We start from the raw sequence: 14,752 nt of genomic DNA on the forward strand, positions 1-14,752 counted from the left end.
GCGGGCCGGGGCGTGCACCCCGCGAGGGCGATCAGGACGACCGCGACGACGATCACAGCGCGGCGGATCACGTCGGCGGCCCCCACGGCAGCCCGTAATTGGCCGGCAGCAGGGGCGGCGCGGCGCCGTCCGACAGGTCGCGCAGGGCCGCCGGGCTGACCGGAACAGGGGTGGTGTTCCGCGCGGTCGCCACGTCGGTCAGGCCCAGGCTGGTCTCCGCCGTGTTCCGCAGCGAGATCGTGCCCCGGTCGAGGTAGCCGTAGTCGTATCCCGTCGTGTGGTCGAGTGCGTGTTCGATCTGGGGGGAGACGTCGTGGCCGTCCGAGCCGGGGTACGGCGTGCCGTCCCAGACGACATCCTCCGAGGTGAAGACCCGGGCCCCGAACGCCGGATCGGCCGGATTCACCGGATGGGCCGTCGGCGTCACGGGCAGCCACAGGTGCCGTCCACCCAGATCGACGGGCACGGACTCGCCGCGCCCGATCGGCGCGACCAGGTCGAGGGAGGACTGGGTCGCCCAGACGTGCCCGGGGTCGACGCGGAGGTCGCTCGCGCTCGTGATGCCGGGGTCGAGTCCGGCCGACGCGAGCATGGTGTAATTCTCGACCGGAGTGTGCTCGAGCGCGATGGCGGCGGTCGTCGTGCCGTACGAATGGGCGACGACGGAGAGGTTGCGGCCGGCCGCCCAGTCATGGCTGGCGGTGACCCCCTGAAGGAACGAGGCGAGGTGCGTCGCTCCCACCTCCGCCTTCGCGGAACTCAGCACCTCGACGCTCGGCGGCATGTCCGGTGCGTCGTAGCCGATCCAGGCCACGACGGCGACGTCCTGGGTCGGCGCGAGCCCGTGCGCCTGGAGGTAGCGCTGCTGGCTGTACAGGTTGCCGGCGTCCGCCGTCCAGCTGCGCATCGTGTCGGCGACGGTCGAGCCCATGCCGGGCACGTCGACGGTGACGCGGGCGGCTCGGTCGAGGTCGCCGACCGACACGGCCGCCAGTGGCGGCTGCGAGGGATCGGCGGGCAGCGTCAGGGTGACGAGCTGCGTCGTCACACCCGGCTGGCGCAGAGCGGCGCGTGTCGCCTGGAGGGAGCCGAGGCGCGTCGTGAGATCCGACAGCCCGCGGAATCCGTGCGCCGAGAGGAAGCGCCGGAGGTCGGCCTCCCTCTGCGCCCGGCCCGGCTCGTCCCGGATGCGCTCGGCTTGCGCCGCCAGCGATTCCAGGCGGTGCAGCTCCGCGGAGAGCGTCGCGCGGTTCGCGGCATCGCGCGCCCAGCAGGCCACGCCGTCCAGGTTGCCGATCGCCGTCGGCGCGAGCGCGACGAGCGCCGCCTGCAGCCCGCTCGGCGCGGTCGGATCGCTCGAGGCCAGGGAGCGCCACCAGCTCGCGATCGCCTGCGGGTCGTGCAGGTCCGCGATCCGGTTCGCGAGCGCGTGGTCGCGGCGCAGCAGCTCGGCGAGCTGGAGGGGGGTGAGGCCCGCGAGAGCCGTGAGCACCTGCGCGTCCGTGAGGGATCCGAGCTGCGCCGTGTTCAGGGTCCCGATCGGCGGCGCCGGCGGGGGACGCAGTGCTGCGGCGCAGGTCGCGTCGGCCCGACGTCGTTCGTCGGCGAGCTCGTCCCAGCGAGCGTCGAGCGAGGCGAGCGAGTGCCGAGAGCCGGCGAGGTCGCTCGTGAGCTGGACGGCGCGGATCCGATCCGCTTCCGCGGGATCGTCCGCCGCCCGCAGCGTTCGCAGCCTCGAGGCATCCCGCGAGATCGCGCTCCGCAGGCCGGCGAGCTGCGTCCGCAGCGCGGCGGCCTCGTCGGCGATCCGGTCGATCGCCGCAGCGTATCGGCGCAGCGCATCCGCCTCGTCGCGGGCGCGCTCGATGAGGCCGCTCACGAGGCCCGGCAGCTGCCCGGCCTGTTCCGAGAAGGCCGTCGCCGCCGCGCCGGTCCAGCGCGAATCGGATGCGTCGCCGATCACGTCGCGCAGACGCGTCAGGGAATGCTCGCCGAGCTCGTCGGCCCAGGACTCGCGCCGGGCGGCCACGCGCCGGATGCCCGCCGGGTCGCCCGCATCCGGCGTCGTGCGCTGCCATCGGGTCATCGGCGGGGGCCCGCTCCGGTCGCGAGCGCCGCATCGGTCGCCCGCAGTTCCCCGGCTGCGCGGTCGGCCGCCGTGGCCAGTCCGGCGATGAGGGCGTGCACGGCGTTCGCCTGCCGTTCGAGCTGGTGCGCCGAGGCTCGGAGCTCGTCCGCGACCGGCGAGGCGAACTCCTCGTCGTCGACGGCGCCGAGGGATGCATCGGGCTCGACGTGGGCCGCCGCCGAGCGCAGCCCGCTCGTGAGCGTGCCGACGTGTGCCGCGTCGATCGAGAGGTCCCCCATCCCGGCTCATGGTAGTTGAGTGTCCGTCGCGTCGGTCCGGCCGATCCACCGTTCATTACTCCCGGGGGAGTAGCGGCGGCATCCCGGGGGGCGACGATGCCGGCAGGGCGCCCGCGTAGCATCGGGGCATGTCCGGGCCCGACGTATCCGGGCCCCCCGCGTCCCGGCCCCAGCCGCCGCACGGGCCGCGCTGGCACGGGGGTGCGCCGCCCTGGGCGGGAGCGCACCCGGGGCCCGGGTTCCGGATGCCGCGCGGGCTGCTCCTCTGGGGCCCCGTCGTCATCGCCTTCCTCGTGCAGGTGCCCGCGACCCTGTGGATCGCCGCGGGCAGCCCGCGACCCTGGCAGGGTCACGTCGCACAGTTGCCCCCCGCGCAGGCGGTGATGCTCGTCGGCCTCGCCCTCGTCGGTCCGCTCGTGCTCGTCGCGGCGCGCCGCTGGCCGGGCCCGGTCGTCGCGATCACCGCGGTCGCCGCCGCGGCCGACGTCATCGTCAACGACAGTGGCGGGCCGCCCTACATCGCCTTCGGGTTCGGGATCATCGGCGCGATCGTCCGGGGCGCCCGGGTGTGGGCCTGGATCAGCATCCTCGTCGCGTGGACCGTGACCGTCGCCGTCGCGATCGTGTTCCCGCAGACGGGCTTCGAGGGCCCTCGGGCGGTCGGCACGACCCTCGGCATCCTGCTCGCCGTGGCGATCGGGGAGGCGCTGCGCACCCGCCGGGAGCGGTATGCCGCGTTCCGCCGGCGCGCGACCGAGGCCCGGCAGAGCGAGCTGCAGGCCGAACGGGTGCGCATCGCACGTGAGCTGCACGACGTGCTCGCCCACTCGCTGAGCCAGATCAACGTGCAGGCCGGCGTCGGGCTGCACCTGCTGCAGCGCCAGCCGGACAGCCCTGCGGCGGCCGAGCAGGCGGGGCAGGCACTGGCCTCCATCAAGGACACCTCGAAGACCGCGCTCGAGGAGGTGCGCTCCGTGCTCGGTGTGCTGCGCGCCGAGAACGGCGCCGACCCCTCCGCGCCGCTCGTGCCGGAGCCCGGTCTCGACCGCCTCGGCGATCTGACCGTGCCGGGGGTGCGGGTCGAGCTCGACGATCGGCTCCGGCACGAGGAGGTGCCGCAGCCGCTGCAGCTGGCGATCTTCCGGATCGTGCAGGAGTCGCTCACGAACGTCGGCCGGCACGCGTCCGGCGCCACGGTCGCGCGGGTGCTGCTGGACCGCGACGACACCGGATACCGCATCACCGTCCGCGACGACGGCTCGGGCGCCGCGTCGGTCGACGACGTCGGCAGCGGCGGACGGGGCGTGCTCGGCATGAGCGAGCGCGCCGAACTGCTCGGCGGCAGCCTCACGGCCGGCCCCGCCGCACGCGGCGGCTTCGAGGTCGTCGCCGAGCTGCCCACCCGGATCGGAGCCGCCTGATGACCATCCGCATCGCCCTCGCCGACGACCAGCAGCTCATCCGGGCGGGCTTCCGCAGCCTGCTCGAGGCCGAGGCGGACCTCGAGGTCGTCGGCGACGCTGCGACGGGGCGCGAGGCGGTCGCCCTCGTCGCGCGCGAGAAGCCCGACGTGGTGCTCATGGACATCCGGATGCCCGATGGCGACGGCCTGTGGGCCACCGAACGGATCGCCGCCGACCCGGCGCTGCAGCACACGCACGTGATCGTCGTCACGACGTTCGAGCTCGACGAGTACGTGGCGCAGGCGATCCGCGCGGGGGCGAGCGGGTTCCTCGTGAAGGACACCGAGCCGGTGGAACTCATCCGCGCGGTGCACGTCGTCGCGGACGGCGACGCCCTGCTGAGCCCGCGGGTCACGAAGCGCCTCCTCGAGCGGGTCGCCGGGTCGCTCGCCTCCCCGCCCGACGACTCGGTGATCGCCGCGCTCACCGAGCGCGAGCGCGAGGTGCTGACCCTCGTCGGGCAGGGGCTCACCAACGACGAGATCGGCGCGCGGCTGTTCCTCAGCCCGCTGACGGCGAAGACGCACGTCTCGCGGATCATGTCGAAGCTGCTCGCCCGCGACCGGGTGCAGCTCGTGGTGATCGCCTACGAGACGGGCCTGGTCGCCCCCGGGCGGTAGAGGGGGTCGCTTCGGTACTGCGAGGGGAGTAGACGGATCGCTCCCCGGGGCAGATTCCGCGCCGGCCGCATCCGGGAAGAGTCGGGTCATCGGGTTCCGAACGGAGCCCCCGACGAAAGGAACCACCGTGCTCACCGCACTGTCGACATCCGCACTGGCCGCCGCCGCCCATCCCGGGATGTGGCACGCGGCGTTCTTCCCGTTCCTCTTCCTGATCCCGATCTTCTGGATCGTCGTCATCGTCCTCGTGATCGTCTTCGTCGCCCGCGGTCGCCGGCACGCCTGGGCGCGCGGCGGGTACGGCCCATGGGGCGCGGGCGGCCCCGGCGCCTGGGGGCACGGCGGCGGCTGGGGCGCCCGCAGCGCCGAGTCGACGCTGGCGCAGCGCTTCGCCAACGGCGACATCGACGAGAAGGAGTACCGCGCCCGCCTCGAGGTGCTCCGGGCGAGCGGACCGACGCCGCCGCAGGCCTGATCGCAAGCCGGATAGTCTCTCCTCCGGGCCCCTCACGGGGTTCGGAGGAGAGGCGTTCCCGGCGTGAACCAGTGGCTGCGTGAGAACTCGGCGCTCGTGCTCGTGACGCTCTGCGTCGCGATCGCGGTGCTGCTGCTCGCCTCCGTCGTGTTCATGATCCTCTGGATCGTCGCGCGCCACGGGCGCCGCCGAGCCCTCGTCGAGCGGGTCGAGGCCGACCGCGACCGGCTCGACTTCGAGCTCCTCGCGGCGGAGCAGACCAGCCGCCTGCGCATCATCCGCGAGCTGCACGAGCTCGTCATCCACTCGATCACGGTGATCGTCAGTCAGGCCGACGGCGCCCGCTACGCCGCCGCCCAGGACCCGGCGGTCGCGGCGCGCACCGCCGCGACGATCGCCGAGACGGCGCGAACGACCCTCGCCGACCTGCGTCGCATCGTCGACGTCGGCCGCGACGGCGAGGCCGAGGCCGGCCCGCAGCCCGGGCTCGCCAGCCTGCGCGAGCTGTTCGCCGTCATGCGCGACGCCGGTCTGCGCGTGACCTTCGAGGAGCTGGGGGAGCGGCTCGAGCTCAAGCAGGGCGCCGAGCTCGCCGTGTACCGGATCCTGCAGGAGGCGCTCGCCAACTCGCTCGCCCACGGAGGTCAGGGCACCGAGGCCCGGGTGACCTTCCGGTGGACCGCGGACGGCCTCGAGGTGCTCGTCGACGACGACGGCGCCCGGGTGGCCGCCGCCCGCGGCGAGGGTCCCGACCGCGGCTACGGCCAGGACGACGACCTCGCCGCCCTCACCGCCGAGCCGGTCGGCCGTGGCATCACCGAGATGCGCGAGCGCACCGAGATCTACGGCGGCGTGTTCCGGGCGTTCACCATGCCGGGCGTCGGCTTCTCCGTCTCTGCGATCTTCCCCGCTCTCGCCTATCACAACGGCGTGCACGGCGTGCGTCTCTGAACGGGAGCACGGTGATCCGGGTCCTGCTCGTCGACGACTCCCGCGCGCAGCGCGAGGGCTGGCGCCTCGTGCTCGGCACGCAGCCGGATGTCGAGGTCGTGGGCGAGGCCGGCGACGGTGCGCAGGCCCTCGGCATCCTGCGCCGCACCCCGGTCGACGTCGTGCTCATGGACATCCAGATGCCGCGCGTCGACGGCATCACGGCGACCGAGCGGATCCTCGGCGACGATGTCGTGCGCGCGGCGGGCGCGCCCCGCATCCTGCTGCTCGCGACGGTCGACCTCGAGCAGCACGTGCCCGCCGCCGCGATGGCCGGCGCCCATGCGGTGCTCTGGAAGGACTCCGAGCCGGAGGCCATGCTCGCGACCATCCGCCAGGCGGCGGCCCGGCCCGCGGGGGAGCTGCGTGACGAGCTCTGACCCCGAGCGCTCGGCGGCGCTCCGGGCGGCGCTGGCCGTCGGCCTCGCCGTCGCCGCGTACGGGCTCTCGTTCGGGGCGCTGGCCACGGCATCCGGACTCGACGTCTGGCAGACCTGCGTGCTGAGCCTGTTCATGTTCTCCGGCGGATCGCAGTTCGCCGTCATCGGGGTGCTCGCCTCGGGTGGCCTCGCCGCCGCGCCCGCCGCGATCGTCGGGTCGACGCTGCTCGGCGCGCGCAACGCCCTCTACGCGATGCGCATGGGGCCGATCATCGGCGGGCCGTGGTGGCGCCGGCTGCTCGCGGCGCAGTGGACGATCGACGAGTCGACCGCGGTGGGAACGGCCCAGCCGACCCTGCGCGGGCAGCGGATCGGGTTCTGGGCCACCGGCGCGATCATCTACGTCGGCTGGAACCTCACGACGCTGGTCGGCGCGCTCGTCGGCGACCTGCTCGGCGACGTCCGCGCGTACGGGCTGGACGCGGCCGCCGCCGCGGCGTTCCTCGGTCTGCTCTGGCCGCGGCTGCGGTCGCGGCAGCCGATCGCCGTGGCCGCGGGCGCCGCGGTCGTCGCCGCGCTCACCCTGCCGTTCCTGCCGGCCGGCGTGCCGGTGCTGCTCGCGGCCGTGGTCGCCGTCGTCATCGGCGTGACCAACTGGCTCGGCCCGAAGACGCCCGCCGGCGCCGCGCGGTCCGGCGCCGCCGCCCTCGACCGGGATGCCGGCCTGTGACCACCTGGAACGTCGTGCTGCTGGCGGCGGTGCTGGTGCTCGCGCTCAAGATCGCCGGCTACCTCGTGCCGGCGCGCGTGCTCGAGCGGCCGACGCCGTCGCGCGTCGCGACGCTCCTGACCGTGGCGCTGCTGGCAGCGCTCGTTGTGACCCAGACGGTCCAGGGCGACGGCCGGCACCCGCTCTCGATCGACGCGCGGCTGCCGGCGCTGGGCGCCTCGGCCGTGCTGCTGGCGCTGCGCGCGCCGTTCATCGTCGTGGTCGTCGCGGCGGCCGTGGTCGCGGCGCTGCTGCGGCTGGCCGGATGGATGGCCTAGCCGGGGCGGATGGCGCGGCCGGCGGCGCTCAGCCCTCCGGCCGGTCGACCCCGGGCATCCACGTCTGCCCGGGTGTGCCCCAGCCGTGCTTGCGGATCGCCTTGGCGGCACCCCGCGCCTCGGCGGGAGCCAGCCGGTCGGCGTACAGCACGCCGTCGAGGTGGTCGAACTCGTGCTGGAAGATCCGCGCGAGCCACCCCTCCGCGTGCACCTCGTACGGCTGCGCGTCGACGTCGAGCGCCTCGAGGATGGCGGCGGGGGAGCGACGCAGGGCGAAGCGCTCGCCGGGGAGCGAGAGGCACCCCTCCGACTCCTCCTCGTCGTCGAGCTCGCCGAGCGGCGTCGGCGCGAGCCAGAGCCGCGGGTTGATCGCGGTGCCGGCGTGGCGCGTGCCGTCGTCGTCGGTCCAGCCGTAGACGAACACACGCAGCCCGACGCCGACCTGCGGCGCGGCCAGTCCCACCCCGGGGGCGGCCGCCATCGTCTCGTTCAGATCGTCGATCAGCCGGCGCAGCCCGTCGTCGAACACCTCGACCGGACGGGCGGGCGCGTGCAGCACCGGGTCGCCGGTGATCCTGATCGGCAACACGGGCATCGGATCAGGATATCCGGGACCCACCGGGTAGATTGCTCGGGTGCAGCCGGTCCTCGACGCGTTCAGCGCGTTGAGTCTCCCCGGTCGTAATCCGCTCGCCGGGATCGCGATCGCCATCATCGGCGGGCTCTTCCTCGCCCTCGGCGCGCAGTTCCAGCATCGGGGCGTCCAGCGTGCCGAGGCCCGGCACGCGGCCCGCCTGCACGAAGGGGAGGGGGAGGCTCCGGCGACGACCAAGGGCCTCGGCGCGATCGTCGCGGGAACGCTCCGCCTCGTCGGCAGCCCGTGGTGGCTGCTCGGCACCGCGCTGTACGGGATCGCGATCCTGTGCCAGCTCACGAGCCTCGGCTTCGCGCCCATCACCGTGGTGCAGCCGATCGGGGTCGTCGCGCTCGTCATCACCTCGATCGTCAACTCGCGGATGTCGCACATCGAGCTCACGGCGCCGACGATCCGCGCGATCGTGCTGTGCGTCGTCGGGGTCGGCATCTTCGTCGGCTTCGCGGCGGTCTTCGCCGAGGACCCGGGGATCTCCGACGAGGCGATGATCATCGTCCTGTCGATCCTCGTGATCGTCGTGTTCCTGCTCGGGCTCGCCTATCTGCTGTTCCGCACGCACTTCCGCGCGATCTTCTACGTCATTGCGGCGGGCATCTGCTTCGGCTTCGTCGCGACGATCGCCAAGGTCACCATCAACCGCTTCCTCGACGGCAACGTCGACGGGCTGGCCCTCCTGGCGCTGGCGGGCATCCTGGCCTCGGGCGGGCTGGGCGCGTACTTCGTGCAGAACGCGTACTCGATCGGCGCCCCGGACCTCGTGATCGCCGGTCTCACCGTCGTCGACCCGATGGTGGCCGTGGTCATCGGCCTGACGGTGCTGGGGGAGGCGGCGCAGACGCCCGTCTGGGTGCTGTTCGTGTGGCTCGGCAGCGCCGCGCTCGCCGTCTACGGGGTGTTCCAGCTGGCGCGGCATCACCCCCAGACCGTGCATTGACGGTGGACGCGTCGGCACGCCGCGTGCCCTGAGGTAGTGTCGCTGCGATGCGCATTCTCCTCGGCTGCGACACGTTCGCCCCCGATCTGAACGGAGCGGCCAGCTTCGCCAAGCGCCTCGGGGCCGGAATGGTCCAGCGCGGTCACGAGGTGCACGTCCTGGCGCCCGCGTCGCGCGCTCACGGTGCCGGGGTGTTCCAGGAGGAGCACGAGGGCCAGACGCTCACGGTGCACCGCATCCCGAGCTACTCCTGGCCGACCCACCCGTGGTTCCGGATCATGCTGCCCTTCCGGGCCAAGCACCACGCGCGCCGGGTGATCCGCCAGGCGAAGCCGGACGTCGTGCATGCGCAGTCGCACATCGTCGCCGGCCGCGGCCTGATGCCGCTCGCCAAGAAGGCGGGCATCCGGCTGGCGGGCACCAGTCACTCGATGCCGGAGAACATCGTGCAGCACGCGCCGCCGCACACCCCGCAGTGGTTCGTCGACCGGGTGGTCGCCGGCCAGTGGAAGTCGGCCCGGCGCCTGTTCGGCATGGCGGACGTGGTGACGAGCCCCACCCGCAGCTCCGCCGAGTACTTCGAGAAGATGACCGGCCTGACCGGCGTGCTCCCGATCTCGAACGGGATCGACACCTCCTACTACACGCCCGATTTCGGGCCGGGCGAGGGCAATCGCATCGTCTTCGTGGGGCGGCTCGACGACGAGAAGCACATCGACGAGCTGGTCGAGGCCGCCGCCCGGCTCGACCCCGCGCTCGACGCGCAGGTCGACATCATCGGTGCCGGCGAGGCCCGGGAGAAGCTGCAGGCGCAGGCCCGGGAGCTCGGGATCTCGGATCGCATCCACTTCCTCGGCAAGGTCTCCGACGAGGATCTGCGCAAGACCCTCACCCGGTCGACCGTCTTCGCGATGCCGTCGCGCGCCGAGCTGCAGTGCATCGCGGCGATGGAGGCGATGGCCTCGGCGCTGCCGATCGTCGCCGCGAACGCGATGGCGCTGCCCCACCTGGTGCGCGAGGGCCAGAACGGCCACCTCTACGAGCCGGGCGACATCGATGGCTTCGTCGCCGGGCTGAACGACGTGCTGACCGCGTCGCGGGAGCGGCGGGATGCCATGAAGCGCGCATCGCTCGCCATCGTCGCCGAGCACTCGATGTCGCACACGCTCGACGTCTTCGAGGCGATCTACGAGGACCGCCCGATCCCCGCGCCGCCCGCCATCGCCCCCGCGCCGAGCGACGTCGACCGGTAGCCTGGCCCGGCACGGGGCGGTAGCTCAGCCGGTTAGAGCAGAGGACTCATAATCCTTCGGTCGCGGGTTCAAGTCCCGCCCGCCCTACGAACCGGGCTGTCTGCGCGAGCGCCCACGTGGGCGTTCGACGCCGCACGCGCGCCCGGGCTCGCACGACATCGGCGGTCCGCGACCCCGATACCCTGGGGACCGTGACCACGACTGAGAACCCGTTCGGACAGGTGCTCGTCGCGCTCGTGACCCCCTTCACGGCCGACGGCGAGGTCGACTGGGCCGACGTCGAGAAGCACATCGACTCCGTCATCCGGCAGGGGGCGGACGGCATCGTCGTCACCGGCACGACGGGGGAGACGTCGACCCTGACCGACCCGGAGAAGGTGCGGCTGGTCGAGGTCGCGAAGGACGTGGCGGCGGGCCGGGCCAAGGTCATCACGGGCGGCGGCAGCAACGAGACCGCGCACGCGATCGAGCTCTACCGGCACTCCGAGAAGGCCGGCGCCGACGGCGTCATGATCGTGACGCCGTACTACAACAAGCCCACGCAGGCGGGCGTGCTGACGCACTTCCGCATGATCGCCGATGCGACCGATCTGCCCGTGATCCTGTACGACATCCCGGGGCGCACCGGCATCCCGATCAAGTACGAGACCCTGCTGCGGGCATCGAAGCACCCCAACATCCGGGCGGTCAAGGACGCGAAGGGCGACCTCAGCGAGGTCAGCCGCGTCATGAACCAGACCGACCTCATGTACTTCTCCGGCGACGACGCCAACGCGCTGCCGATCCTCTCGATCGGCGGTGTCGGGCTCATCGGCGTCACGAACAACATCACGGCCGCGCCGTACCGCCGGATGGTCGACGCGGTCAACGCGAACGACCTCGCCACCGCTACCGCCGCCCACCAGGCGCTCGAGCCGCTCGTGCGGGCCACCATGACGCACGTGCCCGGCACGGTCGCGACCAAGTACATCCTGCACGGGCTGGGCCGCATCTCGAGCCCGCGCGTGCGGCTGCCGCTCGTCGGCCCCGAGGAGTCGGAGGCCGCCCTCATCGAGGACGAGATCGCCCTCGTCGGCCCGGATGCCGGCGTCGACTTCTCCAATTTCCGACCCGACCGCAACGCTGCCGCCGGCGGCGCGCTGCCCAAGATCGCAGGGACGACCCGCGCATGAACAGCACCAACCCCGTCATCGAGCCCCCGGCCCTGAAGCCCGGCACGCTCCGGATCCTCCCCCTCGGCGGCCTCGGCGAGATCGGCCGCAACATGACGGTCTACGAGTTCGACGGCCAGCTGCTGGTCGTCGATGCGGGCGTGCTGTTCCCCGAGGAGCACCAGCCTGGCGTCGACCTGATCCTGCCGGACTTCGCGCCGATCCGGGGCCGGCTCGACGACATCGTGGCCGTGGTGCTCACGCACGGGCACGAGGACCACATCGGCTCCGTGCCGTACCTGCTCAAGCTGCGGCGCGACATCCCGCTCATCGGATCGCAGCTCACGCTCGCGTTCGTCGAGGCGAAGCTCAAGGAGCACCGCATCCAGCCGTACTCGATGGCGGTCAGGGAGGGCCAGCGCGAGAAGCTCGGCCCCTTCGACCTCGAGTTCATCGCGGTCAACCACTCGATCCCGGATGCCCTGGCCGTCGCGATCCGCACGCCCGCGGGCACGGCGCTGCACACCGGCGACTTCAAGATGGACCAGCTGCCGCTGGACGGCCGGATCACCGACCTGCGCGCCTTCGCGCGGCTGGGCGAGGAGGGTGTGGACATCTTCCTTCCCGACTCGACGAACGCCGACGTGCCCGGCTTCACGGCGCTCGAGCGCGACATCGGCCCGGTGCTGGAGAACGTCATCGCGAAGGCGAAGCGCCGCGTCATCGTCGCGAGCTTCTCGAGCCACGTGCACCGGGTGCAGCAGGTTCTGGACGCGGCCGCCGCCAACGGGCGCCGGGTCGCGCTCGTCGGCCGTTCGATGCTGCGCAACATGACGATCGCCGCCGACCTCGGCTACCTGCGGGTGCCGGAGGGCGTGCTCGTCGATCTCAAGCGCGCGCTCGACCTGCCCGACGACCGGGTGGTCTACATGTCGACCGGGTCGCAGGGCGAGCCGATGGCGGTGCTCGCACGCATGGCGAGCCAGGATCACCAGATCGAGGTCGGCGACGGCGACACCGTCATCCTGGCCTCGAGCCTCATCCCGGGCAACGAGAACGCCGTCTACCGGGTCATCAACGGCCTGACCAAGCTCGGCGCGACCGTGGTGCACCGCGGCAACGCGCGCGTGCACGTCTCGGGCCACGCGGCCGCGGGCGAGCTGCTCTACTGCTACAACATCGTCAAGCCCCGCAACGTGCTCCCGGTGCACGGTGAGGCACGCCACCTCGTCGCGAGCGCCGCGCTCGCGATCGACACGGGCGTCGCCCCGGAGCAGGCCCTGATCGGCGAGAACGGCACGGTCGTCGACCTCGTCGACGGCGTCGCGAAGATCGTCGGCCAGCTCGACCTCGGCTACGTCTACGTCGACGGCTCCACCGTCGGCGAGATCACGGATGCCGACCTCAAGGACCGCCGCATCCTCGCCGAGGAGGGCTTCATCTCGATCTTCGTCGCGATCGACACCCAGACCGGGCGGGTCATCGTCGGGCCGGAGATCCAGGCGCGCGGCTTCGCCGAGGACGAGTCGGTCTTCGACGACGTGCGCCCGCAGATCGTGGCCGCGATCGCGGAGGCCGCGCAGAACGGCACCCGCGATCAGCGCGGCTTCAGCCAGGTCGTGCGCCGCACCGTCGGCCGGTGGGTGAACACCCAGCACCGCCGTCGGCCGATGATCATTCCGGTCGTGATCGAGGCGTAGCCGGCACCCCCATCGCCTCGAGCGCGCGGTCGAGAGCGGCGCCGGGGTCGTTGGAGCGCATCCGCTCGCCGAGAGCACGGGCGGATGCGCGCTCCGGACCGTCGCCGAGGATCGCCTCGGCCGCGGCGCGGATCCGCGCGGCGCTCGCGCGACCCGGGAGTCGCCGGCCGACCCCCGTCCGCTCGACGGCCTGGGCGATCCAGGGCTGGTCGATCAGGGGGTTCATCGGCAGCACCAGCACGGGCACGCCGTGGGCCAGCGCACGAGCCGTGGTGCCGTGACCGCCGTGCCCGACGACGAGGGAGGCGCGGCGCAGCACCTCGTCGTGCGGAAGCGATCGCTCCACCCGGGCATTGGCCGGCACGCGCAGGGAACCCGGATCGATGGCCGGCCCGGTCGTCGCGACGACGTCGACCGGCAGCGGGGCCAGTGCGTCGAGGATGCGCTGCATGGCGCCCGCCTGCCCGGGCAGGTAGGTCGTGCTGAGGCTCACCAGCACGACGGGGCGCTCCTCCACGGGGACGGCGGCACGCGCATCGCGGGCCTCGAGCGCCCCGAGCCGGTGCACGCCGTCACCCGCCGTGCCGCGTTCGAATTCGGGCATCGCGGTCACGAGCTTGACCGCCGGCGCGTGCAGCGCCGCACCGGCATCGACCCCTCGCGCGCGCAGCAGGAGGCCGAACGGCCCGCGCACGGTCGCCTCGAAGAAGCTCCACATGGTGTGCACGAGGGAGACGACCGGCAGCCCCGTGGCGACGGCATCCCGGACGGCGGCCACCATGAGGCAGTCGATCACCACCAGATCGGTCGGCACGCGCGAGGCCTCCGCGATCACGTCGGCGGCGGCGCCCCGATCCGCGAAGGCGGCGACCTGGCGCCACGCGATCGCCGGCAGCCCTCCGGTGCGCCGCGAGTCGACGGGGGCGGCCGAGGAGTAGGTGCGGACGGGATGACCGGCCCGGTGGATGGCATCGTGCTGGGCCGGCGAGCTCAGGAACCGCACGTGGTCGCCGCGCTCCCCGAGCAGCCGCGCGAGAGCCAGGGCGGGCGGAAGGTTGCCGCCGGCGTCGAGCGTCGCGATGAGCACCTCGCTCATGCGCGCACCGCCCCGGCGAGCACGCGGTCCGCGAGCGTCCGCATGCGCTGCTCGACGGCATCGCGCTCGAGCCCGCGATCGCGCCGCAGCAGCGCCCAGGTCTGCAGATCGGTGGCGACCACCAGCAGGTCGACCAGCTCGTCGCGGCGCTCGGGTTCGGAACCCTCGAGGGCGTCGGCGAAGACGTCCTCCACCCAGCGGCGGTGCAGCAGGCGGCCCGGCACGGTGAACGCCGCGATGCGCGGATCGCGGTCCTCCTGGGCGAGCATCCGGCGCATGAAGTCGCCGCGCAGCTCGTAGTGGTCGATGATCGTGCCGAACGCATCCCCGTCGCCGGCGACGCGGCGCTCGGATTCGACGGCGGCCACCGTGACGCGCACGGCCTCGTCCAGGAGCCTGTCGCGGGTGCCGAAGTGCCGCAGCACGGTCCGGACGGAGACGCCGGCGATCCTCGCCACGTCGTCGAGGGTGATCTCGAGCGTCAGGCGCTCGTGAGCGAGCGCGACGATCGCGTCGATGATGGCGCGACGCGTCGCCTCGGTCGCGCCGGCGCGTGCGGCCTGCGTGTAGGTGCGGGGGGTCATGAACGCCACGGTAAGGCGTCGTAGGTTTTCGTGTCAA

At 73.1% G+C, this 14,752-nt stretch carries 16 protein-coding genes and 1 tRNA gene; 12 read left to right on the forward strand and 5 right to left on the reverse strand.

The annotated features are described in order from the left end of the window. Positions 1-67: 67 nt before the first annotated feature. Together ABD285_RS10115 and ABD285_RS10120 are read right to left on the reverse strand one after the other, a co-directional pair. Positions 68-2,086, reverse strand: coding sequence for an alpha/beta hydrolase (locus ABD285_RS10115; protein WP_344202374.1), 2,019 nt, complete (start codon positions 2,084-2,086; stop codon positions 68-70). Continuing rightward, positions 2,083-2,367, reverse strand: coding sequence for a hypothetical protein (locus ABD285_RS10120; protein ID WP_284252434.1), 285 nt, complete (start codon positions 2,365-2,367; stop codon positions 2,083-2,085). Before ABD285_RS10120 ends, ABD285_RS10115 begins: the two co-directional genes overlap by 4 nt. A 128-nt stretch (positions 2,368-2,495) precedes the next feature. Here ABD285_RS10120 and ABD285_RS10125 point away from each other — a divergent pair, with 128 nt between their 5' ends. The 7 genes from ABD285_RS10125 to ABD285_RS10155 all read left to right on the forward strand — a co-directional run bounded on the left by ABD285_RS10125 (position 2,496) and on the right by ABD285_RS10155 (position 7,342). Further along, positions 2,496-3,788 (forward strand): sensor histidine kinase, encoded by a 1,293-nt coding sequence (locus ABD285_RS10125; protein WP_344202376.1) that lies wholly within the window; start codon positions 2,496-2,498, stop codon positions 3,786-3,788. Continuing rightward, complete coding sequence (locus tag ABD285_RS10130; RefSeq protein WP_284252428.1) at positions 3,788-4,450, forward strand: response regulator; 663 nt, start codon at positions 3,788-3,790, stop codon at positions 4,448-4,450. The genes ABD285_RS10125 and ABD285_RS10130 overlap by 1 nt, the downstream gene beginning before the upstream one ends. Before the next feature lie 127 nt (positions 4,451-4,577). Then, positions 4,578-4,925, forward strand: coding sequence for an SHOCT domain-containing protein (locus tag ABD285_RS10135; RefSeq protein WP_284252426.1), 348 nt, complete (start codon positions 4,578-4,580; stop codon positions 4,923-4,925). Positions 4,926-4,988: 63 nt separating this feature from the next. Beyond that, complete coding sequence (locus ABD285_RS10140; protein ID WP_284252424.1) at positions 4,989-5,876, forward strand: sensor histidine kinase; 888 nt, start codon at positions 4,989-4,991, stop codon at positions 5,874-5,876. Between the two features lie 11 nt (positions 5,877-5,887). Further along, complete coding sequence (locus ABD285_RS10145; RefSeq protein WP_284252422.1) at positions 5,888-6,295, forward strand: response regulator; 408 nt, start codon at positions 5,888-5,890, stop codon at positions 6,293-6,295. Then, positions 6,282-7,025, forward strand: a complete 744-nt coding sequence (locus ABD285_RS10150) for an AzlC family ABC transporter permease (RefSeq protein ID WP_284252421.1) — start codon at positions 6,282-6,284, stop codon at positions 7,023-7,025. The genes ABD285_RS10145 and ABD285_RS10150 overlap by 14 nt, the downstream gene beginning before the upstream one ends. Further along, positions 7,022-7,342 (forward strand): AzlD domain-containing protein, encoded by a 321-nt coding sequence (locus tag ABD285_RS10155; protein WP_284252418.1) that lies wholly within the window; start codon positions 7,022-7,024, stop codon positions 7,340-7,342. Before ABD285_RS10150 ends, ABD285_RS10155 begins: the two co-directional genes overlap by 4 nt. A 28-nt stretch (positions 7,343-7,370) precedes the next feature. Here ABD285_RS10155 and def read toward each other — a convergent pair whose 3' ends face one another. After that, entirely contained in the window at positions 7,371-7,937 is a 567-nt protein-coding gene (gene def, locus ABD285_RS10160) for a peptide deformylase (RefSeq protein WP_344202381.1), read from the reverse strand. A gap of 40 nt (positions 7,938-7,977) precedes the next feature. Between def and ABD285_RS10165 the strand changes: the two genes are divergently transcribed. The 5 genes from ABD285_RS10165 (at position 7,978) to ABD285_RS10185 (ending at position 13,035) form a co-directional block, all read left to right on the forward strand. Further along, positions 7,978-8,931 carry a DMT family protein gene (locus tag ABD285_RS10165; protein ID WP_344202383.1) on the forward strand — a complete coding sequence of 318 codons (954 nt, stop codon included), beginning with the start codon at positions 7,978-7,980 and terminating at the stop codon, positions 8,929-8,931. A 47-nt stretch (positions 8,932-8,978) separates the two neighbouring features. Continuing rightward, entirely contained in the window at positions 8,979-10,184 is a 1,206-nt protein-coding gene (locus tag ABD285_RS10170) for a glycosyltransferase (RefSeq protein ID WP_344202385.1), read from the forward strand. A gap of 13 nt (positions 10,185-10,197) precedes the next feature. Next, a tRNA-Ile gene (locus tag ABD285_RS10175) sits at positions 10,198-10,271 on the forward strand. A gap of 104 nt (positions 10,272-10,375) precedes the next feature. Next, positions 10,376-11,356 (forward strand): 4-hydroxy-tetrahydrodipicolinate synthase, encoded by a 981-nt coding sequence (dapA, locus tag ABD285_RS10180; protein WP_284252411.1) that lies wholly within the window; start codon positions 10,376-10,378, stop codon positions 11,354-11,356. Then, positions 11,353-13,035 (forward strand): ribonuclease J, encoded by a 1,683-nt coding sequence (locus ABD285_RS10185; RefSeq protein ID WP_344202387.1) that lies wholly within the window; start codon positions 11,353-11,355, stop codon positions 13,033-13,035. Before dapA ends, ABD285_RS10185 begins: the two co-directional genes overlap by 4 nt. Here ABD285_RS10185 and ABD285_RS10190 read toward each other — a convergent pair. Together ABD285_RS10190 and ABD285_RS10195 are read right to left on the reverse strand one after the other, a co-directional pair. Further along, on the reverse strand, positions 13,010-14,131 hold the full coding sequence (locus ABD285_RS10190) for a glycosyltransferase (protein WP_344202389.1): 1,122 nt from the start codon (positions 14,129-14,131) through the stop codon (positions 13,010-13,012). The two genes, ABD285_RS10185 and ABD285_RS10190, sit on opposite strands and share 26 nt — an antisense overlap. Continuing rightward, positions 14,128-14,715, reverse strand: a complete 588-nt coding sequence (locus tag ABD285_RS10195; protein WP_344202391.1) for a TetR/AcrR family transcriptional regulator — start codon at positions 14,713-14,715, stop codon at positions 14,128-14,130. The genes ABD285_RS10190 and ABD285_RS10195 overlap by 4 nt, the downstream gene beginning before the upstream one ends. Positions 14,716-14,752 lie beyond the last annotated feature (37 nt).

Source organism: Pseudolysinimonas kribbensis, assembly GCF_039531715.1.
Classification (GTDB): domain Bacteria; phylum Actinomycetota; class Actinomycetes; order Actinomycetales; family Microbacteriaceae; genus Pseudolysinimonas; species Pseudolysinimonas kribbensis.